The 23,961-nt window shown below is 70.9% G+C and carries 13 protein-coding genes; 1 reads left to right on the top strand and 12 read right to left on the bottom strand.

Features of this window, described 5'->3' with window-relative positions:
- Positions 1-34 precede the first annotated feature (34 nt).
- Complete coding sequence (locus ACTWQN_RS00170; protein ID WP_443201192.1) at positions 35-409, top strand: hypothetical protein; 375 nt, start codon at positions 35-37, stop codon at positions 407-409.
- A 131-nt stretch (positions 410-540) separates the two neighbouring features.
- Here the strand turns inward: ACTWQN_RS00170 and ACTWQN_RS00165 are convergent, their stop codons facing one another.
- From ACTWQN_RS00165 to eccCa, 12 genes are all read right to left on the bottom strand, one after another.
- The gene (locus ACTWQN_RS00165) at positions 541-8,607 is read right to left on the bottom strand and encodes a DUF8616 domain-containing protein (protein ID WP_443201191.1); all 8,067 of its coding nucleotides are present in this window, start codon (positions 8,605-8,607) and stop codon (positions 541-543) included.
- 40 nt (positions 8,608-8,647) lie between these two features.
- On the bottom strand, positions 8,648-11,113 hold the full coding sequence (locus ACTWQN_RS00160; RefSeq protein ID WP_443201190.1) for a right-handed parallel beta-helix repeat-containing protein: 2,466 nt from the start codon (positions 11,111-11,113) through the stop codon (positions 8,648-8,650).
- Positions 11,110-11,433, bottom strand: a complete 324-nt coding sequence (locus tag ACTWQN_RS00155) for a WXG100 family type VII secretion target (RefSeq protein WP_443201189.1) — start codon at positions 11,431-11,433, stop codon at positions 11,110-11,112. Before ACTWQN_RS00155 ends, ACTWQN_RS00160 begins: the two co-directional genes overlap by 4 nt.
- Positions 11,430-11,846, bottom strand: a complete 417-nt coding sequence (locus ACTWQN_RS00150; RefSeq protein ID WP_443201188.1) for a YbaB/EbfC family nucleoid-associated protein — start codon at positions 11,844-11,846, stop codon at positions 11,430-11,432. The genes ACTWQN_RS00155 and ACTWQN_RS00150 overlap by 4 nt, the downstream gene beginning before the upstream one ends.
- Positions 11,847-11,878: 32 nt before the next feature.
- Entirely contained in the window at positions 11,879-13,249 is a 1,371-nt protein-coding gene (locus tag ACTWQN_RS00145) for a hypothetical protein (RefSeq protein WP_443201187.1), read from the bottom strand.
- A gap of 20 nt (positions 13,250-13,269) precedes the next feature.
- Positions 13,270-13,872, bottom strand: coding sequence for a hypothetical protein (locus ACTWQN_RS00140; RefSeq protein ID WP_443201186.1), 603 nt, complete (start codon positions 13,870-13,872; stop codon positions 13,270-13,272).
- A gap of 6 nt (positions 13,873-13,878) precedes the next feature.
- Entirely contained in the window at positions 13,879-14,181 is a 303-nt protein-coding gene (locus ACTWQN_RS00135) for a WXG100 family type VII secretion target (RefSeq protein WP_443201185.1), read from the bottom strand.
- Positions 14,182-14,216: 35 nt separating this feature from the next.
- On the bottom strand, positions 14,217-14,537 hold the full coding sequence (locus ACTWQN_RS00130) for a WXG100 family type VII secretion target (RefSeq protein ID WP_443201184.1): 321 nt from the start codon (positions 14,535-14,537) through the stop codon (positions 14,217-14,219).
- A 474-nt stretch (positions 14,538-15,011) separates the two neighbouring features.
- Positions 15,012-17,030, bottom strand: coding sequence for a hypothetical protein (locus ACTWQN_RS00125; protein WP_443201183.1), 2,019 nt, complete (start codon positions 17,028-17,030; stop codon positions 15,012-15,014).
- A complete protein-coding gene (gene eccB / locus ACTWQN_RS00120; protein WP_443201182.1) occupies positions 17,027-18,382 on the bottom strand; it encodes a type VII secretion protein EccB in 1,356 nt (451 codons plus the stop codon). Before eccB ends, ACTWQN_RS00125 begins: the two co-directional genes overlap by 4 nt.
- 15 nt (positions 18,383-18,397) lie before the next feature.
- A complete protein-coding gene (eccD, locus tag ACTWQN_RS00115; RefSeq protein ID WP_443201181.1) occupies positions 18,398-19,807 on the bottom strand; it encodes a type VII secretion integral membrane protein EccD in 1,410 nt (469 codons plus the stop codon).
- Entirely contained in the window at positions 19,804-23,739 is a 3,936-nt protein-coding gene (gene eccCa, locus ACTWQN_RS00110) for a type VII secretion protein EccCa (RefSeq protein WP_443201180.1), read from the bottom strand. The genes eccD and eccCa overlap by 4 nt, the downstream gene beginning before the upstream one ends.
- Between the last annotated feature and the right edge of the window lie 222 nt (positions 23,740-23,961).

The raw sequence follows: 23,961 nt of genomic DNA, 5'->3' as shown, positions 1-23,961 counted from the left end.
CCGTACCCGGCCCGAAGCAGTGAGGAGAGGTTCAGTGTCGGATGAGAAGGGTCGTATCTTCCGCGAGGCGTGGATCGACGGGGTGAACAAGTACTACCCCGGCGAGCCGAAGCCCGGCTACATCGCCCCGTGGGAGGACACGCCCGATTGGGAGCGCGCCAGCGCGGCCACGGTGTACCAGCAGGTGCACGACTTCATCGTCGCGACCGAGGGCAACACGGCCAAGCTCACCCGTGAGCAGAAGGGCCGTTTCGTCGCGCTGTGCTGGATCGGGCAAATCTTCCGCCACATCGCCGACCCCAAGCCCGCGTATGTGGCGGACTGGACAGACATGCCCGAATGGCAGAAGGAAACGGACTCCGACATCTTCGAGCGCATCGAATCGGAAGTAGCCGTCCGCACTTCCTGAAAGAGGCCACGCTCAGCAGGGCTGATGATCGATTGGGCGCCGCAAGTGCCCGCCCGGTAATCCAGCCACCGCACCCGATTGGGGCGAAGTGAAGGGCACCTTTTACCAAGTAAGTTGGCGAAAGGTGCCCTTCACCTGTCGTTCGGGCGTTGTTGGATTGCTTCGGTTAGGGCTTGGAAGGCTGTTGGGGGGTTGGTGGTGTTCGGTTCGTGGTGGCGTCTTGGTCTGGTTTGGTTGGATGTGTCGGGTTCTTGGGCGAGTAGTTCGTAGGATCCGTATTCGGCCAGGTCGTCGAATGCTTCGGTCTTGAACGCTTGGCCGAGGATCGGGCCGTTCTCGCCGAGCGGGCCGTCCGCGCCGAGCGACAGCGACGTGAACCGCTGCCGCCACGTGTCCCGCTGCGCACCGCGTTCGGTGTCCCACAGCTGCTCGACGATCCGTTCCAGGAACGTGGTCGGGTGCGCCGCCTGGTTGTAGGTCTTGCGCAGGGTGTCGGTGTTGATGTCCTGGTGCACCGCCAGCGCGTGGACCTGCATGTCCGGCTCGCGGTGGGCGCTGACGTGCTGTTGGAGGTAGTGCTGCGCCGCGACCAGCGACAGTGCCGACTGGGTGTAGTCGATCAGCAGGATGTTCCGGTCCTCGGGCAGGTGCCCGAGGAATTCCTGGAAGTGGACGTCGAGCAGCTGCTGCTGATCGTCGGTCAGGGCTTTCGGTTCCCGGCCTGGACCTTCGAAGGCGGGGCGCAGGATCGAGTTCAGGTCGACGGGAGCGGGACGGAATTTCGACAGCGGCACCGCGGCCGCGTCGTGTCCGTGCGACCGCAGAGCTGCCACCACGGGACCTGGACTGCGCCCGAGACCCACGTAGCTGTACTGCTCCGGCGGGTACTGGCGGGTGATCCAGCTGGCGAGATCGTTGACGGCCGCGACGACCTGCTGTTGGCCCTCGAAGTGGTTCCGGCTGGACATGGCCTGCACCGTCGCGGCGAACCTGTCGGCCTCGTCGACGCCGTACACCTCCGGTTCGCGCCCATCCCGGCCGTAGAGGTGCTCGATGACGGCGTGCTGCACGCCGTCGGCCATCGAGTAGTGGAATCCGGCTTCGCCCAGCCAGTTGCGCACCATCATGGGTGTCGCGCCAACGGTGTGGTCGGCGTCTACGCGGAACCGGACGAACTCGGACGGTTGGTACTCGGCATACCTCGGAGCACCCTGCCCCTCGCCCGGCAGATGCCAGTGGCCGTCCTCCCGCTCCCCTCGGTTCGGATCGGGGCGGTACGACTCGATCCGCTCGACCGCGGACCGCGCTTGCGCGTCTTGCGGCGGCGTGCCCGGGTCTTCGCCGTCGCGGGGTGGGTGGAAGCCGTTGGCGCTGGCCGGGGTTGTGGTGCCGTCCGGGTGGTGGGTGTCCCAACTTCCGTTCGGGGGCCAGCCAGGTCGGCCATCCGGGGCTCTGCTGCTGGCGAAGACCCGGCCGCTGCCGTCTGTCCACACCAGACCCCGGGGTGCGGTGACCGGGACGCCGAGTTCGCGGGACAGCTCGCGGGCCAGGCCACTGGTGCCCGCGTCACAGGACAGCAGGCGGATCGGTTGGCCGTCCCAGTTCGGGTCGCCCCGCAGCGCGTCGGCGAATTCCCTGGCGTTGAGGTCGCGGTCGCCGACGCGGACCCGGCCGTCGGGCAGTGCGTGCACGTCGACGGTGTGGTGCGCGCCGTCGTCCGGCACCCGCTGCGCGAGGTCCCGCATGTTCGGGTCGGTGTGCAGCGACGAGCCGCCCGGGGTGGCTTCGAAGGGGGTTGGCTCGATCCGGCGGAGCAGCTGCGCCGCCTCGGGATCGATCCGCGCGAGCTCCTGGACGATCTCGTCGAGCAGCCGAGGGCCGGTGTGCGGGTTGAGGATCGCGTCCATCGCCGCCAGATCCGGCGCGGCACCGCCGACCGCGGTGCTCGACTGCGGTTGGTCCTCGGGCAGGGGCAAGCCCCGCTCGCGCGCCGCTTCCTTCGGGACGAGCACTTCAACCCCGGCGGCCACTTCGGCTTCGAGGTGCTTGGGGTCGCGGGTGAACTGGGCGCCCAGGGCGTCCAGCAGGAAGTTGGTTCGAGTGCGGTCGGCCACCAGGTCGTAGACGGCCGTCATCCGATACCGGTAGTAGGCGGTGTCCTTCGCCGTCGACGAGCGCGTGTCCTTCGACCACTCGCCCTGCCGCGTCGCGTCGGTGCGGGTGAAGCCTTCGGATCCGGTGACGCTGACGAACGGCGGGGACGCGGTGGCCCGCGCGGTGTGGCCGGTCGCGGTGCCCTGGCCCCGACTGACCACGCCGAGCGCGTCCTCGGTTCGCTTGTGCGAAATCCGCGTCTCGTCGACGAACACCGGATCCAACAGCCGGACGTCGTTGATCCGCACGCGGTACCGGTCGGTGAACACGGGGCCGTTGTCGACGATCTCGGTGCCCAGCTCGCCCCGGCGGGCGTCTTCGAAGAACCCAGCGAGCACGTCGTTGCCGTAGAGGTGGATGAGCTGGTTCTCCCCGGCGGTCGCCCGGCCCGCGACGCCGTCGGGCACGCCGATCTGCGCGAGCAGTTCCTGGAAAATCGGTGGCAGGTCACCGCGCGGCTGCTTGACGACCGAGCCGGGCGGAAGTTCGACCGCACCTTCCCGGTTGGACGCGGTGGCCCGCGCGGTCGTGACGGGCGCGTGCGGTGGCGGTGGGGTGCCCAGCAGTTCGTGCTCCGGCACGGCGTACCGCAGCACGCCGCTTGCCCGCTCGACCTCGGTCGGCAGGTCGATCTTGCGGAGCCGGTCGGTCGCGAACAGGTCACCGACGTAGTGGCGAAGGTGTTCGGATCGCTGTTCGCGCTGGTAGATCTCGAATCTGACCTCGAACGGGACCAGGTATTGGTGCGCTCCGGTATCCGGGCCGCTCAGTTTGTCGGTGACCCGCTTGGATTCGACGTCTTCCCACGGCGTTGACCGCGTTGTGGTGTAGGCGTGCTCGACGCTGCCGGTCATCTGCCCGGACGGGTTTCCCACTGACGACGTCAGCGTTTTCGCGGTGTCGGACGTTCCGCCGGTCACGATCCGGCGGTTGGCCCGCCGCGCCGTGGCCGCCCCGGCGTCGCCGGGCAGCCTGCCTTCGTAGCTGGCCTGTTCCGGGTGCGTGATCACTTGGACGCGCAGCTGGTAGATGTCGTTGCTGTCCCGCAGCGGGATGTTGTGCACGTAGCCGGAATCGGTTTGGGCCAGTCGCAGCAGCACTTTGTCGTTGGACAGCGCCAGCCGCAGCGTCCGGTCCACCCAGTCGCGATCGTCCGGCGACTTCAGCCGCAGCGCCGCGGCGAAGGAACTGCGGACCTTCAGCGCCAACTCCTGCATTCCGCTGACCACGTAGCGGATCGGCAGTTCGGAAAGCGAGGACGGCAGATGGCCTGCGGGGACCTCACCACCGGCAACCGGTTCGGTCGGTAGGCCATCACGATCCGGTAGTCGGAGTTCCCTGGCGATGCTGTCCGGAACCCACACCTCCAGCCCGTCGGGCACCAGAATCCGTTCGGCACGCGGGTGGTCGGACACCAGGTACTCGACGTCGAGCCGGTACAGGTGGTGCGGCTCGACGTTGTTGACCTCGTGCACCACCTTGACGATGTGGTTGTCCGCGCGGTAATCGGTTCGGCTGGTGGCGTATCCGCCGCCAGCGGACACGTGCGATCCGGCCTTCGCGGTTGCGGATGCCGTGCTCCCCGACCCGGTTCTGGCCTCCTCGAAGGCGTAGGTGATGGTCGAGGTGGTGGAACTGATCCGGTCGGTGGTCGCGACCTGCCTCGGGTTGAACAGCGAGGTGCGGAGCTCGACCTGCGGCCTCTCGACCTCCGCCGTTCGCAGCCGATCCGGGATTCGCGGATCGCCGAACAGCGCGAGCGGTGCCGCCGAGGCGGACCGGAGCAGGTGCTCGCGCAGCACTTCCGCGCCCAGCTCCAACCGGCCGCCGGTGACCAGGTCGTCAACGGCCGCCTGCACCAGTTCCCGGCCGCGGCTGCTGGTCACCGCCGCCGTCGCCTCGGGCAGCTCCACTCGCCGCGCGCCGCTGCCGAACAACCGCTCCCGGTCGGCTTCGGTGGCGCCGCGCACGGGTTCGCGGGCCGTGGTCGGGGCGACCGGTTCGATCCCGTCCGGCACGACGCTGCGGATCAGGACCGCCTGATCGGCGCGCAGCCGGGACGCGACGTCGTGGCCGGAGCTCTCGGATGCGCGGCGCAACTCAATGGTCAGGTTGCCGGTTCGCTCCCAGATCCGGGCCGGACCGCGATATTCCAGCCGCACGGCGTTGGCACCGCCGGAGCCCGCACCGCCCCGGTCGAAGGTGTGCCAGCTCGCGCTGGCGTCGAGCGTCGCCGACACGTGCGGCGCGGCTAGCTTCAAGGGGGTGACGCCGATCTTCCGGTTGTTGTCCTGCACGAGCTTGGAGTAGTTCAGCGCCCGGCTTTCGGCCTCCAGCGAGACCGTCGCATCCGCGATCGATCGCCCCGACCGCGGTGCGTCCAGCGCAGCGGAGACGTGGATCTCGTGCCACTCGCCGCCGAGCAGGAAGCGCACGTCCCGACCACGCTGGCGAATCACCTCCAGCCGACTCGCGAGCACCGGGGTCGCCAGTTCTGCCACGATCATGTGCTGCGCGTGTTCGAGCTCGCCGGGCTTCAGGTCGGCACCGAGTCGGCGCGCCTGGGCGCCCAGCAGGAGGTTCGCCTGCACCGCCACATCCGCCATGCCCCGGTGCGAATGCACGGCCGCCAGGCCGTCGCCGTCCCCCGACAGCGCACCCGGCGGTCGAGCGGGTGGTCCCGGTGGTGCGGGCGCCGCCCCGCTGGTCAGCGCCTGCCTGAAGTTGTCCACTTCGGACACCGGAACTCGCAGGTAGGCAACGACATCCGCGGTGAACTGCTGCGGAGGTCCGGATTTGTGCCGGACCGTCACCGGTAACCGCAGGTCCAATTTGACGGCCGCCGAGTCCTCGTTGAGCTGCACCGCGCGGAACCGCTGGGCCTGCAGGTGGACATCGCTCAGTTCGGTGCGCGAGGTGCCTACCGTCGTGGACGCCTTCGACGTCAACTGCAACGGCGCCTCGACACCACCGCCCGCGGAGATGCCGGACGCGGCGCTGCGCTGGTAGCTGTTGCTGGTCAGCTCGACCCGGCCGAACGTGGTCAGCCGGTTGACGCGCACCGGCCCGGTGCCCAACTGCTGCACGCTGGTGATCTCGGGCCGGTCGATCCGCACGCTGGTGCCGCTGCCCGGCATGGTGTGCCTGCCCGTTTCCAGCAGGCCCCAGGCGTCGCCGACCATTCGAACGTCGGAGAACGCCCGGGTCAGCCACTCGTGGAGTTCAGCCTTGCCCGACGGCGAGTCCTCGACCTCCGACATGACGCGGCGGAGGAGTTCCGGGCCGACGCCGGACATCGACTCCACCGCCCACAGCGCCTCCGACAGGCCCCGCTGGTCGACCACGGGCAGCACCGGCCCGGCAGGCGCTTCGGGGTCGCGCAGCACGCTGGTCGGGAACTGCACCCGCACCTCGCCTGCCCGACGCTGGTCCCGCACCTGCGTTCCGTCGCTGGACCGGAACACGACCTCGCGGTCGGTCTGGACGTGGAACTCGGACACCTGGTCGCCGACCCGCAAGGAGGTGTCGGTGATCGGGAACTCCACCGTCATCCGCATCCGCGACAGCTTCGAGCCGTGTGCGTCGGTAACCGCGGTGGTGACCGGGTCGGTGGGTGGCGATACCTGCGCGGACAGCTCCCGCTGGCGGTCCGCCACCCGCCATTCGAAGGCCATCGGGAGGACCATTTTGGACACTTCCAGCACCGCGCCGTGGCCCGGCGCGGACTCCGTGGCCGCGGGCTTGAGGGACAGTTCGACCTGGCCGCCCTCGACGGGGATCGTTCGCGTCCCGGCGAACAGGGATTCCACCGCCGCAGCCGGTCCCAGCTCGGTCACCAATCGCTGCGCCGCCTCCCGAACGACACCGCCCAGCGGTGCGGGAACGCCGCCCGCGATCAACTCGACCGCAGCGGCACGCGCTTGCTGGCTCGACACATTCGCGCCGTGCAAGGGGCGTCCGTCGGCGCTCACCACGCTGCCGACGCCGAAGCCGTCGCCTTCTTCGAAGTACACCGGTGGCCGCGGGCCTTCCTCGGGCGGCGGGTCGTCCGCCCGGGGTGGCTCCTCGCGCTCGTCTCGGTCCGCAGCGCGTGGCGGCGCTTGAGCGCTGCTTCGGGTTCCGCCGGATCTGGCCGGTGGTGTGGTTCCGGCCGATGGTGCGTCGGACGACGTCAGCGGCGCTGCGACCGGGACGGCCGCTGTCTGATCACCGGGTGCCGCGGCCCTGAGCTCGGTGGGCCGGGCGCCCGTCGGGGCGTGATCCGGCGGCGTGCGCAGGCCCACGTCGACGGCGACCGGCGGTCTCGACGACGTGGCGACGGATTCGGTTCGAGGTGGCGCGCCCGATTGGGGTTGGCCGCCGGATTGCACCGCCGTCTCGGTAGCTGGCCGCGAGTGGGGGGCTTCGGTGCCGCGATCGGCCGGTGCCGATACCTGCGGGCGGTCCGGGCGCGGGGCTGGTTCCGCACCCTGTTGCACGGGTGAGGACGCGGCAGCCCCCGATGGTGCCGTGGCCGATCGTGCCGGGTTTCCGGGGGCGGGCTCACCACCCGTGACCGGTGCCGTGGCGGTCGACTGCCGAGTGGTGTCCGCGATCCCGGCGGCAGCCGCCGGGGCACGGGTATCCGAGGCGGTGTCGGAGGTCCGTCCCTCGACCGCCGGTGTTCGATCGACAGCGGCACCGGAATCATGTTGATGTGCAACGGTTTCTGCCATGGTGGCCGGGCGAGTCGAGGAGACGGCATCGCCTGCCGCCGACCGTGACTCGGCGGGGCGGTCCGCCGAGTCACGGCCGGTCGAGGTGCCGACCAACTCGCGCGCGCCGCTCGGGGCCGACTCGGTGGCCGGGCGATCAGTGGTCGGTTGATCGGTGCGAACGGTGGTCAGGTCGCCGACCTCGGCCACCGTCGCCGGACGCGCGCCCGTGCCGCTTTCGCCGCCCCTGCCGGTCGATTCGACCGTCGAACTCGACACCGTCGGCACGTCGACGTCGATTTGCACCGCGGGCCGGTTCACCGTGTAGCGGCCCGCCGCGCCGCCGACCGCGCCACCCAGCGCACCGAGCCCGGCGTCCTCGAAGACGTTGCGCCCCTCGATCGCGTTGATCACCATGGTGCCCGAGAGCCCGCCCAGCGCGCCGAAGGGAGCGCGGAAGAACGGGTTGCGCCACAGCTGGTTCAACGTGCTGCCAGCGGTGTTGCGCAGCAGCGCCGAGCCATCGCCGCGCATCGCCTGCCGCACGGCGGCCTTCACCGCCGGGTTCACCTGCGCGTTCGCGGCGCCACCCAGCAACCGCGTCGCGGCGGCGCCCGTCGCTCCGCCGCTGGTGGCTCGGGTGAACACGCTGCCCAGCCCACCCGCGATGCCACCGGCCACCGCACCGAATCCGGTCATCTTGAGCAGTTGGAGACCGTCGAACTCATCTCGGCTGCCCTTGGCCAGTTGGAGGAGTTGGACGCCAGCGTCGATACCGCCCATGATCGCGCCGATCTTCACCGCGATCTTCGCGGTCTCCGCCAGGATCGGGCCCAGGCTGGCCCGCACCGCCGCCATCGCAGCGGCCCGGTTGGCCATCATCGTCATGAGCTGCTTCACCAGTTGCAGCCAGGCGACGCGCACCAGCGCGATCATGCCCGGAATCGACAGCAGCGACACGCCGAAGGTCTCCACCGCCGCCTTGATCGCCAAGGCGATCTCGGCGGCTAGCCAGCCCAGCTGGACGATCAGCGACATCTTGGTGTATTCCAGGTCGGTGCCGAGCTTGTCGGTCTGCTGGCCGAGCTGGTCGGCCGCCTGGATCAGCGGTTGGAAGCTCTCCCGCAGCTGCCGCAGGTGCTCCACGGTGGCCGCCGCCGCCTCGCCCTGCTGGCCGCGTCGCACCGCGGACAGCAGCGAGTCGCCGTCCTCGGCGATCGTCGCCAGGCCGCGCTTGGCCTCCTGGTAGAGCTCGGCGGCCCGCCACGCCCGGTCCTCGTCCCCCCTCGGCCAGGGTTGGCCGACCAGGTAGAAGACCCAGTTGAGCGCTGGGGGGATGTCGATGCTCAAGACTTCCCCTTTCGGTGCGGTACCAGGTGATGCGGGCCGGTCAGCCGACCGCGGGCAGGTCGGCGGTGTCCAATGTGGTCAGATCGGCCGCAGAGGGTTCGCCCTTGTCGACCAGCCGGGTGGCCTGCCGATTGATCATCTCTTCGAAGGTCTTGCGCGCGGTGCGCCCGTTGCCGAAATCCGCGCCCCTGGGCAGCTGCTCGAAGTAGGCCAGCAGCGATGCCGTGGCCTCGGCGGTCAGCTGGTACTGGTGCTTGGCGCAGATCTGCTCGACGATGGTCACCAGTTCGGCCGGGAGGTAGTCGGCGAACTCGATGGTCCGGCTGAACCGGGAGGCCAGTCCCGGGTTGGAGGCCAGGAATCCGGTCATCTCCGCGGAATAGCCCGCGACGATCACCACCGTGTCGGCCCGGTGGTCCTCCATCAGCTTGACCAGGGTGTCGATGGCCTCCCGACCGAAATCCGGCCCCGAGCCGCGTTCCTGCGCGGTCAGCGTGTACGCCTCGTCGATGAACAGCACGCCGCCGATCGCCCGCTCGAACGCCTCGGTGGTCTTGATCGCGGTGCCGCCGACGATCTGCGCGACCAGGTCGGCCCGGCTGACCTCCACCAGGTTGCCCACCGGAAGTACGCCTAGTTCGGCGAGGATCGCGCCGTAGAGGCGCGCGACGGTCGTCTTGCCGGTGCCCGGTGAACCGGCGAACACCAGGTGCCGACTCATCGGCGGGGCCGGTAGGCCGAGTTCCTCGCGCCGCCGGGCCATCCTGTTCAGGTTCACCAGCGCCGTCACATCGCGCTTGACCTCGGCCAACCCGACCAGTTCGTGCAGTTCGGCGAGCGCGTCACCGACGTCCTGCCGAACCTCCTCGGTAGGACGGGTTTCGACCGGCGCCGACTCCGCCACCGCGCCCCAGGCATCGCCGAACCGGTTGGCCCGGCTGATCAGGTTGTGCACCACCAGTTGCGAACCCGGCGTGGTCTGCCGCAGCCCCGCCTTGCCGTTGCCGGTGACCGTGCAGTCCCGCAGCAGCACCGGTTCGGCGCTGTCCACCCGAATTCCGTCGGCGCGGTTGTCGGTGCTGTGGCAGGACACCAACTCCGCGCGGGCACCGGCAGCCACCACCACGCCCGCCTGCCCGCTGCCGCGCACCGCGACGCGGGTCAGCACGGCCGCGCCGCGCTCGGCGATCGAAACACCGCTGGTCTCGGCGCCGTCGATCGCGCAGTCCCGGAAAACCGCCTGTCCCCCGGCTTCGACGAGCAGCCCGACCCGACCGCCAGCCACCATCCGCAGATCGCCGACGTCCAAGTGCGCGTCCTCGCCGACCCGCGCGCCAGCGCCGCGCACCTCGGACAGCGCGACGCCGTCGATGCGCCCGCGCCCGCCGCGCACCGCTTCGATGGCGTCACCCGCGCAGCCGGAGATCTTCACCTTGCGCAGCACCGGTTCCGCGCCGGAACGCACGCTGATCGCTGGGCCTGCGGTGTCGTGCACCGCCAGCCCGTCGAATTCCGCCGCAGCGCCGGAACAAACCGACACCCCGGGGCCCGTGCTGCCCCGCACCACCACGTCGGCGAGCATCGGTCGGCTCGACTCGCCGATCTCGATCGCCGATGCCGAGGACTCGACGAATTCACACGCCTCGACGGTTCCGCGCGCACCGTCGGTGATGCGCAGCCCGCTGGCACCGGTGCGGACCGTGCGGCAGTTCCGGATGACCGGATCGGTGCCGCCTGCCAGCCGGATGCCGTCGCCGCTGACCTCGGAGATCGCCGTGTTGGCGATGGTGACCGCACCGCTGGTGGTGAGGTAGACACCGGCGTCGGCCGCCTCGCTGATGGTGGACCGGGTGACCCGGATGCTGCTCTGGCCGTCGGCGGCGACGGCGGGTTTGCCGACCGCGGTGATGCCGCAGTCTTCGAGCACCGCGCTGCCCCGCGCGCTGGTGTAGACGCCGTTGCCGCGGGCGTCCCGGATGGTGCAGGCCCGCACGAGCAGCACGGCCCGCTCACCGACGACCAGCCCCGACGTACCGAAATCAGCCAGCGTGCAGCCGTCGAGCACGGATTCGACGGTGGCGGTCGTCGCCACTCCGACACCTGCTCGGTTGGTGATCCGGCAGCCGCGCATCACGACCGCTCCCGTGTCGTGCGCGTGCACCGCCGCCCAGCCCCGCCCGTCCACTTCGCAGCCCTCCAGCGCGAGCTGCCCGCACTGGACGTCGATGGTGGCGGCGTCGGCGTCCTCGGTGCGGATCACCAACGCGGTCAGCTCCAGCGCTTCGGCCGCGCAGGCGAGCGCGCTGCCGTGCCGGGCGACCAGCTCGACCGACCCGGCGCCGTCCTCGGCGGCGATCTTCACCGGCCTGGTGACGACCAGGTTCTCCTCGTAGCGGCCGGGCCGGACCGTGACCACCGCACCGTCGGTGGCGACCAGCAGTGCCGCACCGATCGTCGGGTAGGCGTCGGGTCGTCCTGGCGCGACGCTGAGGTGCCCGCCGGTCATGGCCCGCGCTGGACGGATCTGGCATCGTCCACATTGGCCGATTCGGTGCCCTCCCACCGCTGGGCGCTGGTGTTGAGCGCTTCTCCGGTGCTGAGGTAGGAATCGCCGAGGTTGCGCACGCCGCCCGCGAAATCGCGGGCCGCTGGCTGGTAGCCCTCGGCGAACTGCTTGCCGATCCGGTCGTCGCCACCCCAGAACTCGCCCAGCTCGTCGATCTCACCGACGATCCGCCGCAGGTCCGCGAGCTGCCCACCGAGTTCCCGGGCCTGCTTGGCGGTGCTGCGGATCTCGCTCGGGTCGACCGAGATCTTCTCGTTCATCGGCGGTCCTCCTTGCCGAGCGCGGAACGCAGCGCGCCCAGGAAGTCGAAGTCGCGCGGATCCTCCGGCAGTCCCTCGCCCCGCGCGATGGCCTGCGGGGACAGCCCGGTCGGCAACATCGGCCCCATCAGCTCGGCCACCTTCGCACCGGCTTGCTCGCGGGCGCGTTCCGCCGTGCGCAGGACCAGGGCGGCCAGCTCCGCCGGGGCCATGCTCCGGTAGGCCGCGGTGGGGAACTTCAGGTCCCGCAATTCCCCGCGCGGTCCGACGGTGACGGTGACCTCCCGCTTGGTCGAGGTCACCGTCACCGACAGCCGCTCCAGCTGCTCGGCGGTCGTCCGCAGTTCCGCGCGCTGCCGCTGGTACTCGGCGGCGGCCCGCTCGATCTCGGCGTCCAGTTCGTCGAAGTTCACCTCAGGCACCTCCGTTCGGGAAGTTCGGCCGCTCACGGTGCGGGGTCTTCGCGGCCGATCACCGAGGCCGACGGGTCGTCGCTGCTGGCCCACACCGATTCGTCCGCCACCAACCAGGTCTCGCGCTGCCGTTCGGTGCCACCGCCGCCACCTGCACCGGCACCCATCGCGCCGGGCGGGTAGATCGGCATCCCGGAACCGCCGGGCGTGCCGGATGCGCCCAGCTGCCGGGCAGCCGCGCCTTCGGCCGCCAGCCCGGTGCCGGAGCGCATGCCGCTGGCGTTGACGCCCTGCGGCTCCGCACCGATCCCCCGGCCCGCTGGCGGCATCGCGTCGGCTGCCCCGCGCCACGGTGCACCACCACCCGGCAGTGATGCACCTCGCGGCGGCGCCGTCGTCGGCCGCCACGGCGGTACCGCGCCGCCGGTGCGCGTGGTCGGTACGGCGCCGCCCGGCATCGGGACGAAACCGCTTGTGCCGCCGGGCAAACTCGCTCCGACCGGTGGTGGCGAGGACGGTGTCCATGGCGGGATCGAGCTGGGCGTGGACAGCGTCGCGCCCGAGGTGCCCGCCAGCTGGGTGCTCGGATCGGTGGGCGCGGTCGACCCGAGTCCGAGTTCGGCCGGGGTGACCGGCGGTGGTGTCACCGCGCCCAGGGCCTGGTCGGGCCCGCCGGAATCCAGGGCCGTTGGCGGAATCGCTCCGCCACCGGAGGCCGCGCCGATTTCCGGGGACGCACCGGGCATGCCCGGCACCCCCAGCGAATTGAGCCCGGCTGGTGCGGAATTCGGGTTGGTCACCGAGAAGTTCGGCGGCGGCGCGGGTCGCAGCTTGCTGTGGGCGATCTGGTACTCGCCGCCGAGCCGGGTGATCACTTCGCGCATCTGGCGGTCGAGCCCGTCAACCGCGAAACCCTTCTGCGAGACCATGATGAGCCCGTTGTCCATCTTGTCGGCCCCGTTTTGCTCCGCCCAGGCGGCGTAGTGCGCGTCGATCTGGTTGATCTCCCACTGCGCCCGCTGCAACTTGTTCCCGGCGTCCACGAGCTCCTGCGCGACGGAGTCACCACCGGATCGGCCACCGCCCAACTGCTCGACGTGGTTGTCGACCACCTTGCCGAAGTAGTCCATGCCGGTGTCGAAGGCGTCCGCGGCCGGTCCCCGCCACACCTGCTTGGTGGCGTTGCGCTGCTGTTCCAGGGTGGTCCGGCACAGTTCGAAGAGCTGCCGGGTCCTGTTGAACGCGGCACCGGCCGTCCACAGGCTCTGCGGGTCGGCGACCGAGGCGGCGCCTTCGCGGTCGCGGTCGGTGCTCATCTCCGATCCGCCGCAGATCGCCGCCTTGATCTGCTTCCAGCCCCACGTACCGTAATCTTCGTTCGTCGGTACCTCGTCGAATTTCATCTCGCATCCATTCAGCGTGGTCAGGAAAGCGGTGGCCGACCGCCGCCTGCGGACTGCCCACCGACCGGTGTCCCGAACGAGTTCGGCTGCGCGCTCGCGGCCGGTGCGGACATGCCTTCCGGCGCCAGGTAACCGGCCGCTTCGCTGAACAGGTTCGCGATCCGCTGGGCGGCGGTGCTGTTGTCCGCTTCGGCTTTGCCGTAGTCCTTCTCCGCCTGTCGCAGGCCGTCGCGGACTTCCACGAACGCGTCCCGCATGTTCAGCAGGCTCTGCACGTACTGGTCGCGCAGCGCGCCCGTGCCTTCGCTGAGCCCACCGGCGCCGATCTTGTCCTGAATCGCCTTGGCCATCGCGAAGTTCGGCGCACCGGGCCGGACATCGACCTTGCGCAGCTCGGCGAGCACTTCGTCGATCCTCGGCAGCAGTTGGTCGAAGGCGTCCGCGGTGACCTTGAGCGCTGCCCCGTCCACTCCGATCCCCGTCGAGCCGGTCGCCGCGCCGCCTTGGTAGGTCTTCGGCGGCGCGAACGGCTGCGCCTTGCCCAGCTCGTGGTCGGCGGGTGGCGGATTGGCGCCGCTGCTGGCGCCCACCCGGTCCCATGCCGGGGGCCTCTCCTCGCCCATGGCGGCCTACCGCCCGCCCTGGAACTGGCCCGCGATGCGCTGGTCGGTCTGCTGGTAGTTGGCCATGATGGTGTTCAGCGCCCCGCATGCCTTGATCAGCTGTTGGTTGAGCGACGCGGCGAGGGCGTCCCATTCCGCCTTGACCTGCTCGTAGTTCTGCTTGGCGTCGCTGCTCCAGTTGGCCAGCGCGCTGTTGGCTTCGGCCTTCAGCATTTCGATGGTGCTGGTGATCGCGCTGGAGGCGGCCCGGATGTCGGCCTCGATCTGCTGGGCCTGCGCGGGATTGGCGGTGAAGAGGGTGTCGGTCATCAGGTTTCTCCTCGTCGTGGTTGGCGCAGCCCGGCTCACAGACCGGGCAACCCTCCGGCGAACTGGCGAGCGGCGTCGGCGTTGTTCTGCTCGGCGCCCTGGTACTGCTTGCCGCCCGCGGCGATCTGCTCGCGCACCCACTGCGCGCGCTGGATGATCTGGTTGAAGTCGGCGTCCCACTGGGTCATGGCCTGGCGGAAGATGCCGCTGGCCTCACCGGTCCAGGTGGACAGCAAGGTCTGCACCTCGGAGTTGACCCGGCCGCGGTTGGTCTGCGATTCGGCGATCTTGGTGTCGTAGACGTCGGCCGCCCGCTGCATCCCGGTGGCGGTGGTGCTGATCGGCTGGTTGACCATCGGTGTTCATCCCTTTCCGTCGACGGCGAAACGCGTTAGTCCGCAGGTCGAATATGCCGCCGCCCCCACCTGCGCGGTGACCGAACCGGCGCGATGTGCCCCTGGGGCCCGCCGCACCGTTCCCTTCTGTGCCCCACGGGGTCGTGAGTGCGAAAGCCGGTTGCAACCGGCTTTCGCACTCACGACCGGGGCACCGGACTGGACATCGGGGTCAGCTCAAAGTCCGTCTTTGATCTTGCTTTTCGAAGCGGCGGAGCCGCTTGGCCGCAACTCGCACCGCCGCGTTCTCAAACTCTGCCCACCGCGTTCTCCGCGAGGCCTGCCCCGACGTGGTGTATCGGACTCCCGGAGTCGAGACGGTGTCTGACAGCGTGTTTCTGGAGTGGTTGTGTCGGGCCGACCGCCCCGGGTGGGGTGGGCGATTTCGCGCGAAATCGGGGGGGTTCGCCGCCCGCACCGCCACGCAAGGCGAGTTCAATGAAAGGCACTCAGGCCGATCGGCTGGTTGAGGAAGACCTGGGCGGGTGTCGGGACGCGTTGGGTCGCGGGTACCGAATCGCGTTCGGACGCCAGGTCGCGGAGCCGGACCAGCACCGCGCGGTCGCGGTCGGTCACCGTCGACCGGTTGGTTTCGGCGGGCAGCACCTCCCGCAGCAGGACGCGTCGGAGCGCGCCGCCGGTCGAATCCGCGGCGAGCACCTTGAACGTGCTGTTGGGCAGGAAGACCACCCGCCCCGCGCCGACGTCCGGGGCGATCGCGCCGACCCGGCGGCCGGTCGTCGACCACACCAGGAACTCGGTGCCGCCGGGCAGTTCGCCGTGGCTGTCCAGCACGGCGTTGAGGAAGGTCGGCTCGTGCAGCAGGGCGCAACCCCGGTAGCGGCCCTGCTGGGCGGCATCGACGGTGCCACCCGACCAGGCCGCGCCACGGTAGGAGGGCAGTCTGCGCAGGCCCGACACGACGCAGCCCACGAACGGCGCCAACCGGCCCAGCTCACCCGCCCGCAGGGCGTGATCGGCCTTGGGTTCCGAGCTCGACAGGTACACCAGCACGGCGACCAGGTCGGTGACCACCGCGTCGAGGGGCTCGTCCGGACCTGCCCGCAGGCCGGGCAGTTCCGCCACCAGCCGCTGGACGTCGGCGGCATATCCGTCGTACTGCTCGCCGAGGCTCTGCCGCAGCCAGACGCGTTCCTGCTGGGTGCTGCGATGCGCGGGATCGACCGAACCGGCCGCCGGTCGCTCGGTTTCGCGGCCCACCGAGGTGTTTCCGCCCACCGTCGCAACGGATTCGACGGCCACCGGCGCGGCTTTCGGTCGAACCGGCGCGGGCGGCGGGGCGACGGGTTCGGCCGACCGGAGTTCGACCGGTATGCGCAGCCGGGCGCGATCGGCCGGGTCCAGTCGGGCGATCAGCTCGCGGGCGGCTGCCACCAGCCGGATCGGCATCTCCTGCCCCGGCACCCCGACCGTCAGCGTCGGCGCTGCGTCGTCGTCGGGCAGTTTCCGCACCAGCTCGGCGCATTCCGGGGCGACGGCATCGCGCAGCCACAGCCCGGACTGCACCAGCTCGACGACGATGGAGTCGGACAGCCGGTAGCATCCCGGTCCCGCTCCGGGCAGGCCGGGCACCGGTGGACGGCCGTGGGCCACCGACGGCGCGTCGCCGCCGAGGATGTACCTCGGCCGGTAGGTCACCGCGGTGCTGAACGGCCGCCAGGTCGGCCGACCAGCACCATCCACTTTGGTCACCGCCGCCAGCGGGAGCCCGCAGTGGGCGGTGACCGGCTCTTCGAGGGCATCGGCGACGAGTTGGCCGAGTGGTACGACACCGTGGCGCGGCCCGAATCCAGCCAGCCGAACGGCGGCGCGCACCTCAGCAGGCAGCGCGGCGAGCAGGGCCCGGATGTCCTGCAACGGCACCAGGGACGTGTCGGGCGAGCCGACCACCACGGTCAGCTCACCGGCCCGGCAGGGCATCGCGTGCACCGTCGCGGCGTGCCTGGCCGCACAATCCCCGTTGTGCAGCCAGAATCCAGCCGGAACCACATCGACGCGGCAACCCACCGCCAACGCGGGCAGCTCGGTTTCCCAGCTGGGTTCGGGAAAACGGCGCCCGCCGGGCACCGGATCGCGGCGCGGCCGGAAGCGCCACCACCGCCTTCCCGCGAACAGCACGCCAGCGGTCGCCGCCAGGTCGCCTTCCGGGGCCACGACTTCGGCGCGCAGCCGGTCGGCCAGCCAGCGCGCGCGGTCGCCGCAGCCCGGCACCGCGAGGCACACGGGTTGCTTCTGGACGAGGGCGCCCGCCGCCGCCTCCCACAGCTGCTCGTCGTGCCGCGGATGCACCACGACGACCGGTCGTCCGGCATCGGCCGGGATCGCCGCGACGTCCACCGCCGGACGGCTGGTGTCTCCGAGCCAGGTCACCAGCAGCGTCGAACCCCGCCAGCGGAGCTCCGGCATGCGGTGTGCGCGTTGGACCTCGATCACGGCCGTCCCGTCCATTCCGTGCGCGCGGCGGTGGGATCCAGGGCCGGTCCCGTCGGGATGAACGTCAGCAGGGTCATGTCGACCTGGATCGGTGCCACCCCGCCGAAGCCGAGTGCGGAAACCACCGCCGCCGACGGAACCGGGTACTTCACGCCCAGGTCGGTGATCAGGAAGGTCGCCGCAGTCGCGACCCCGGACGAAGCGGTCCCCACCACCAGTGCCCCACCGCCCGGCGGCACGTCGACCGCGCGCTGCGGCAGGTCGGCGCGGGACACCGTGACGAGATCGGCGACCGCGGGTCGTCCCCGGCCCAGTTGTTCCCGCGCGCACAGCACCCGGTCGCCGGTCGCGGTCAGGCCTGGCACCGCCACCGGCGGCGTCGCCGGATACCCCGGCTGGCCGACCTGTTCGGGCGGCGCCAGCGCCTTCGCCACCTGACCGGCCGACATCGGCTTCGGCGCGGGCGGAAGCGGATAGTCGGCCTCGGCCGTCATCAGCGCTGCCTCGGTCGCGCTGATCGGCAGCAGACCATCGTGCCCCAGCACGTAGAGCTGGTCGCCCACGCTGAACAGCTGCCCGACGAAGCCGGGTAGCACATCGGTCGGCGTTCCCATGCCGTCGAGCTGCCTCGGCACCAGGCGAGGTCCCAGCCGCAGGGCGTTGAGCCAGCTCGGATCCACCGGGAGCGGCTCGACGGTCGCGAATCCCAGGGCCACCAGCGCCGTCCGGTCCGGCACCGGGAACCGCTGGTCGCCCACGACGAGGAACAACGCGCCATCGGCGGTGCCGACCAGCACCCCGCGCCCGGCGGCGACCGGTTCGACCGCAGTGCGGTCGTCGAGATCCACCACCACGCGCGGTTTCTCGGTGCCGTCCGGCTGCGGTTCGGATGCCGCGCAAACCAGCCACCGCGCCCCGGCGGCCAGCCGGTCGACCTGCGGCAGCGCCTCCGGCGCGTTGGGAATGCCCACCGGCAGCTCGTGCGGCACACCCGCCAGGGACGATTCCGACACGGTGCGCAGCCCCGCCGGGCCGCTGGCCGCCAGCAGCGCCGAGGTGTGGTTGAGCACCGGGCGCAGCGAGCCGCCGAGGTAGATGTAGCGGCTGCCGGTCTCCTTGGCCACCACGATCGCCCCGTCCTGCCGCCACGAGGTGTTGCCGCCGGGCGAAATCAGCCCGTACACGGCGCAGCCGAGCACACCCAGCACCAGGCACAGCAGCCCGAACAGGCCCGCCACCCGGGAACGGCGCAGCGGGGTTTCCGCGCTATCCGGATCGCCGTGCACCAACGCGCAGGTGAGCCGTTCGACCATGAACTGGTAGGCGTGGAGCTGGTCCCGCTTGTTCTGCACTTCGACTCCCCGCCCTCAACCGGCCAGCGCGCGGGCCCAGGCGAACAGTTCCACGACGCTGCCCAGCAGCGGCAGCATCGCCACCGTCAGCAGCGTTTCGCCGATGTCGGCCAGCCGGCCCCAGATCGGCAGCAGTCGGCGCGCCGCGATCCGCCCGGCGACGATGCCCAGCGCCCCGCCGATCAACCAAACCGCCGCCAGCAGGACCAGCCGCCCCGACATCGGCAGCCGCGCCGACCACGACACGGTCAGCGCGGCCAACGCCACCGCACCCGGTACCAGCACGCTCACGCGCTGCCAGACGCTGGTCAACGCTCGACCGCGCAACAAGAACGCGGCCCCGAGCACCCCCAGCAGCACGGTGGCATCCCAGTGGGCGCCGGTCGACAGCACGATCACGCTGCCCGCGCTCACCGCACCCGCGGCGATCAGCAGCGCCGCCAGGTAGTCACCGGCCGCGTGCGCTTTGGCGATCACGACTTGGCCGGGCAGCGGTTCGACGTCGTCGCCGAGATCGCGGGCCCGCGCGGGCAGCTGCGGCAGGCGTACCCGGGCGAGCCGCGCCGCCACCCGCGGCCCCAGGGCGCTCAGCAGGTAGGCGAGCACGGCCAGGACGGCGGCGACCTGAAAACCACCGAGCGGTGTCAGCACCGCCAGCAGCCCGGCGAGCACGACTGCCGCGAGACTCGCGGTCGCCGCCAGGAACACCGGCCGGGACACCGCCACCAGGAACATGACGCCCAGCGCGAAAGCGCAGCCGACGGCACCGGCGGCGAGCACGCTCGCGCCGATCATCGCCTGGTTCGCACCTGGCCCCGCGACCAGCTCGACGATGGCGCCCGGGAACAGGAATCCCGACGCTCCCGCGAAGGGCAGGGCGGCCAGGCCGAGCACCACGGCCAGGTCCGCGGCACCGAAGGCCCGTGAGCACGCCCCGCTGGCGGCCACCAGCAGCGCGGCGAACACCAGCGAGATGATGGCGCGCGGCAGCAGCGGGCCGGGCTGCAGCAAGCCGAGGAAGACCACGAGCATGCCGCTGCCGCCGAACAGCCGGAACGCCAGTCTGGTCAACGGCGCTCGCCAGTGGTCCCGGCGCTGCTGGATCGCGGTGCCCACGCCGTCGACCACGTCGTCGAAGTCGATCGGCGGCAGTTCGACCCCTTTCGCCCGCAGGTAAAGGGTGTCTCCGTCGCGCAGGCCGAGCGTGCTGGGCGTGCCGCGATCGTCCAGCGGTGCTTCACCGAGCCGTTGCAGCACCCAGCGCCCGGTGCTGCCGGTCGCCTCGTGCAGCATCGGATCGTTCTGCTTGACCAGCACCGGCAGCAGGGCACCGATGGCCACCCCGTTGGGGATCGCGAAATCGGCCCGGCCGTGCGGTGCCACGACCGTCAACCGGCACAGGTCAGCCACGGACGCATTGCTCATCGGATTCCACCATCCTCCGTCGACGGCTCGACCAGGGCGGTCTGCACGAGTTGAACGCTGCGCCGGGTGACCAGCTGCGCGCGCCCCGGCGGGAGCTGCGCAGGCGGCGCTTCGCCGAGGAATTTGCCTTCCTCCTTGGGAAAGGACAGCAGCAGACCGGGCGTGCCGAGCTCCCACAACCGCCGCAGCAGCGGATCCATCATGGCCCGCATCGCGCCCGAGCTGGAGCGCGCGATCACCAGGTTCATCGCGATGTCGCAGCCCTGCGACAGCAGCGGCAGCAGCGGGTCCAGCGGACCGGCGAGCCCGCCGCCGACCAGGTCGTAGTCGTCGATGAGCAGGAACAGCCTCGGCCCGCTCCACCAGTCGCGGTTGCGCAACCGGTCCGGGGTGATGTCGGGGCCTGGCAACCGCTTCTGCATCGAGACCGCCGCGCCAGCGGCCAACTCCGCCAATGCCTCGGTGTTCACCGCGTATCCGATCCGGTACGCCTCGGGAATCGCGGCCTGCAGGCCGCGGCGCGGATCGGCGACCAGCACCCTGGCCTCCTCCGGCGAGTAGCGCTGGACGATCGCGCGGGCGATCAGCCGCAGCAGGTTGGTCTTGCCGGTCTCGGCGTCGCCGAAGACCATCAGGTGCGGGGTCTGGTCGAAGTCGTGCCGAACCGGTTCCAACCGCGCTTCGCCCAGCCCGAGCGCCACCGTCACATCGCCGCTCGCGGCGGGCAGTTCCGCCGCCGCGAGTCGCAGCGGCAGCATGCGCACCGGCGGTGCGGGGGGACCGGCCCAGAAGTCGGCGATCTCCTCGCTTTGCACCTTGATCGCCGCCGCCAGGTCGTCGGTGTCCGCTGCCCCGTCGATCCTGGGCAGCGCGGCCAGGAAATGCTTGCCTTCCCTGGTCAAACCGCGGCCGGGCTGCGCGGGCACCCCGGTGGCCATGCGGCTGCCGATCTCCGATTCGAGCGGGTCGCCGAGCTTGAGTTCGAACCGGGTCCCCAGCAGATCGCGCAGCCACGGGCGGATCTCCGACCACCGGGAGGCGGTGATCACCACGTGGATGCCGTAGCCGAGCCCGCGGGTGGCCAGCTCGGCCACCGCCGCCTCCAGTTCCTCGAAGTCCTGGCGCAGCGTGAACCAGCCGTCCACCAGCAGGAAAACATCGCCGTGCGGATCGTCGACCGCACCACCCGCGCGCATCCGGCGATACCTGGCCATCGAATCGATGCCGTGCGGGCCGAAGGTCTGCTCCCGGCGTTCCAGCAGCCCGGTCAGCTCGGCGATGGTGCGTTTGACGCGTTCCCGGTCCAACCGGGTCGCCACCGACCCGACGTGCGGCAGTCCGGCCAGACCGGCGAGCGTGCCGCCGCCGAAGTCCAGGCAGTAGCACTGCACTTCGGCCGCGGTGTGGGTGACGGCCAGCGCGGTGACCAACGACCGCAGCAGGGTCGACTTGCCCGACTGCGGGGCACCGACGATGGCGGCATTCCCAGCCGCACCGCTGAAATCGGCGATCAGCACTTCGCGGGCCTGCTCGAAGGGTTTGTCCACGATGCCGACCGGGATCCGCAAGGCGCCGCTGCCGGACCACTGCGTCGCGGTCAGCCCGCGCGCGGCATCGGGTTCGATGGTCGGCAACAGCTCGTCGAGGCTCGGGGCCACCGACAGCGGCGGCAGCCACACCCGGCGCGCCACCGGTCCCTGCCCGCGCAGCCGCGCCAGCAGCACGTCCAGCAGGGTTTCGGTGTCGTCGTCCGCGCGGTCGTCGTCCTCGACGGCCGGTGGCGGGACCACCGCGGCGCGCGGGGCGAGATATCCGGTGCCGAACGGCACGATCTCATCCGCCGCGCTCGGCCGGGGCGCCGAATCGGTGGCGGCCACCGGGCACGGGCCCGCCACGTAACCGGCCTTGAACCGCAGCAGCGTGTTGGTGTCGACCTTGAGGTAGCCGTTGCCCGGCGCGGCGGGCAACTCGTAGGCGTCGCTGACGCCGATCACGCTGCGGGATTCCATCGCCGAGAAGGTCCGCAGCGCGATCCGGTACGACAGGTGCGATTCGACCTGGTGGATGCGCCCCTCGTCCAGGCGTTGCGAGGCCAGCAGCAGGTGCACCCCGAGACTTCGGCCGAGCCGCCCGATCATCACGAACAGCTCCATGAACTCCGGTTTGTTCGCCAGCAGTTCGGAGAACTCGTCCACGACCACGAGCAAGGTCGGCAGCGGGTCGAGCACGGCGCCCTTCGCCCGCGCCTTCTCGTATTCCAGCAGCGAGCTGTAGCCCTGCCTGCGCAGCAGCTCCTGGCGGCGGATCAGTTCGCCGTGCAGCGAGTCCTGCATCCGGTCGACCATGCTCAGCTCGTCGGCCAGGTTGGTGATGACCGCCGAGACGTGCGGCAGCGCGTCCATGCCGAGGAACGTCGCGCCGCCCTTGAAGTCGACCAGCACGAAGTTCAGCTTCTCCGGGGAATGCGTGGTGGCCAACGCGATGACCAGGGTGCGCAGCAGTTCGGACTTGCCCGAGCCGGTGGCGCCGATGAGCACGCCGTGCGGCCCCATGCCGCCCTGCGCCGACTCCTTGATGTCCAGCTCGACGACCTCGCCGGTCTCACCGATGCCGATCGGCACCCGCAACGCGCCCCACCGGGTCCGCTCGCGCCAGGTCGCGGCTACGTCGAAGCCGCGCGGATCTCCGATTCCCAGCAAGGCAACCAGGTCGAAGTCGGTGGTCAGCGGCTCGGAGGTGTCCACCGCGCCGCCCAGGCGCAGCGGCGCCAGCTGTCGGGCCAGCAGTTCGCAGTCAGCCTCGTCGAGCTGGTCGGGCCTGCCGACCAGCTCGGTCGAGTCGCCTCGGCGCAGCCGCACCTGCTCGGCGGTCACGGCCAGCACCGGATGTTCGTGCTCGGCGGTCAGATCCAGCACCACCGTGTTGCGCACCCCGCTGGTCAGCCGGGAACCGGGCGGCAGCTCGACACCGTCGACCACGATCACCAACAGCGGCTCCGCCGGTCCGGGCCGCGCATCGCCGTCGAAGGCGGGACGCGCGGCGAAACCCGGGCCGAGCAGCCGCAGCAGGTCGTCGTGCTCGTCGGCGAACAGCCGAACGGCTCCAGCGGCGTCCACTTCGGACTGGTGCGCGTTGTGCGGCAGCCACTTGGCCCACCTCCAGTGCGCCGATTCGGCCCCGCCGGTCAGGAAACCGATCCGCACGTCATCGGGTGCGTGGAAGGTCACCAGCTGCGCCAACAGGGCCCGCACCATGCCGCGCGCCACGTGCCGGTCTCCGCTGAAGGACAACAGCGGCAACCCGCGCAGGTACACCACCGCGGGCGTGTCCGAAACCGCCGACGCGGCTTGGATGAATCGGCGCAGCGCCACCGCGCACAGCGGCTCCAGGTCCTCGACCGGTTTGGTCTGCGGGGGCCGCACCCGGAAGGCGGCCCGGCGGCGGCCGACGGCGATGCGCACCTCGGCGAAATCCTGGTGGGAACTGCGCCGTTCCCACACCCTCGGGCCCATCGCCAGCCAGCGGAGCTGTTGCGGCTGCGGGTGGTCCCAGACGATGGCGGCCCGCTGCGCGGTCATCGCCGTGCGCACCTTCGTCCGGGCCTGCGCGAGGTAGCGCAGGTAGTCGCGGCGTTCGCCGTGCAGCCGCCGTTTGCGTTCGATGGCGGTTCGGCTCAGCTGCGCCACCAGCATGCCGATCGAGGAGAGCCCCATGAGTCCGGCACCGAGGTAGACCAGCGGCCCGGCGTTGGGGCTGGCGAACATCAGGACCATCGCGCCGGAGCCCAGCAGCATCGGCAGGGCGCTCATCGTCGACACCACGTCGGCGCCCGTCATCTCCGGCAGCGCCGGTGGTTCGGGCAGCTCCAACTCGCCTTGGGGACGCTCGGGACCGTGCTGCCGAGGCGGTCGACTGATCACCACCGTGCTCACGCCATGAACGGTGGACCGGATCACCTGTGCGGACAAGCGCCGACGCCCAGGTGTTCCCCAACGGACCCGCCAACTGTTCCCGCGCCGCCCGCCGCGTGATCACCGGCCCGCACCGCGATCGCCCCTGGTGGGCGTTTTCGCACTTGACCACGACGTTCGGATCCACTATGGACAATTGAAGGCGAGCCCGATGGCGATATCCGACCAGCACCGAACCGCGTC

Origin of the sequence: Saccharopolyspora antiqui (assembly GCF_052246905.1) — a bacterium.
Taxonomy (GTDB): Bacteria; Actinomycetota; Actinomycetes; order Mycobacteriales; family Pseudonocardiaceae; genus Saccharopolyspora.
The sequence above is the reverse complement of the archived record's forward strand: the minus strand, read 5'-3'. Positions and strand labels throughout refer to the sequence as shown.

What these genes read in the sequence shown, in the direction of transcription:
- ACTWQN_RS00160 (WP_443201190.1), bottom strand. Translation starts at nt 11,113, where the DNA reads ATGACCGGCGGGCACCTCAGCGTCGCGCCAGGACGACCCGACGCCTAC.
- ACTWQN_RS00155 (WP_443201189.1), bottom strand. Translation starts at nt 11,433, where the DNA reads ATGAACGAGAAGATCTCGGTCGACCCGAGCGAGATCCGCAGCACCGCC.
- ACTWQN_RS00145 (WP_443201187.1), bottom strand. Translation starts at nt 13,249, where the DNA reads ATGAAATTCGACGAGGTACCGACGAACGAAGATTACGGTACGTGGGGC.
- ACTWQN_RS00140 (WP_443201186.1), bottom strand. Translation starts at nt 13,872, where the DNA reads ATGGGCGAGGAGAGGCCCCCGGCATGGGACCGGGTGGGCGCCAGCAGC.
- ACTWQN_RS00135 (WP_443201185.1), bottom strand. Translation starts at nt 14,181, where the DNA reads ATGACCGACACCCTCTTCACCGCCAATCCCGCGCAGGCCCAGCAGATC.
- ACTWQN_RS00130 (WP_443201184.1), bottom strand. Translation starts at nt 14,537, where the DNA reads ATGGTCAACCAGCCGATCAGCACCACCGCCACCGGGATGCAGCGGGCG.
- eccD (WP_443201181.1), bottom strand. Translation starts at nt 19,807, where the DNA reads ATGAGCAATGCGTCCGTGGCTGACCTGTGCCGGTTGACGGTCGTGGCA.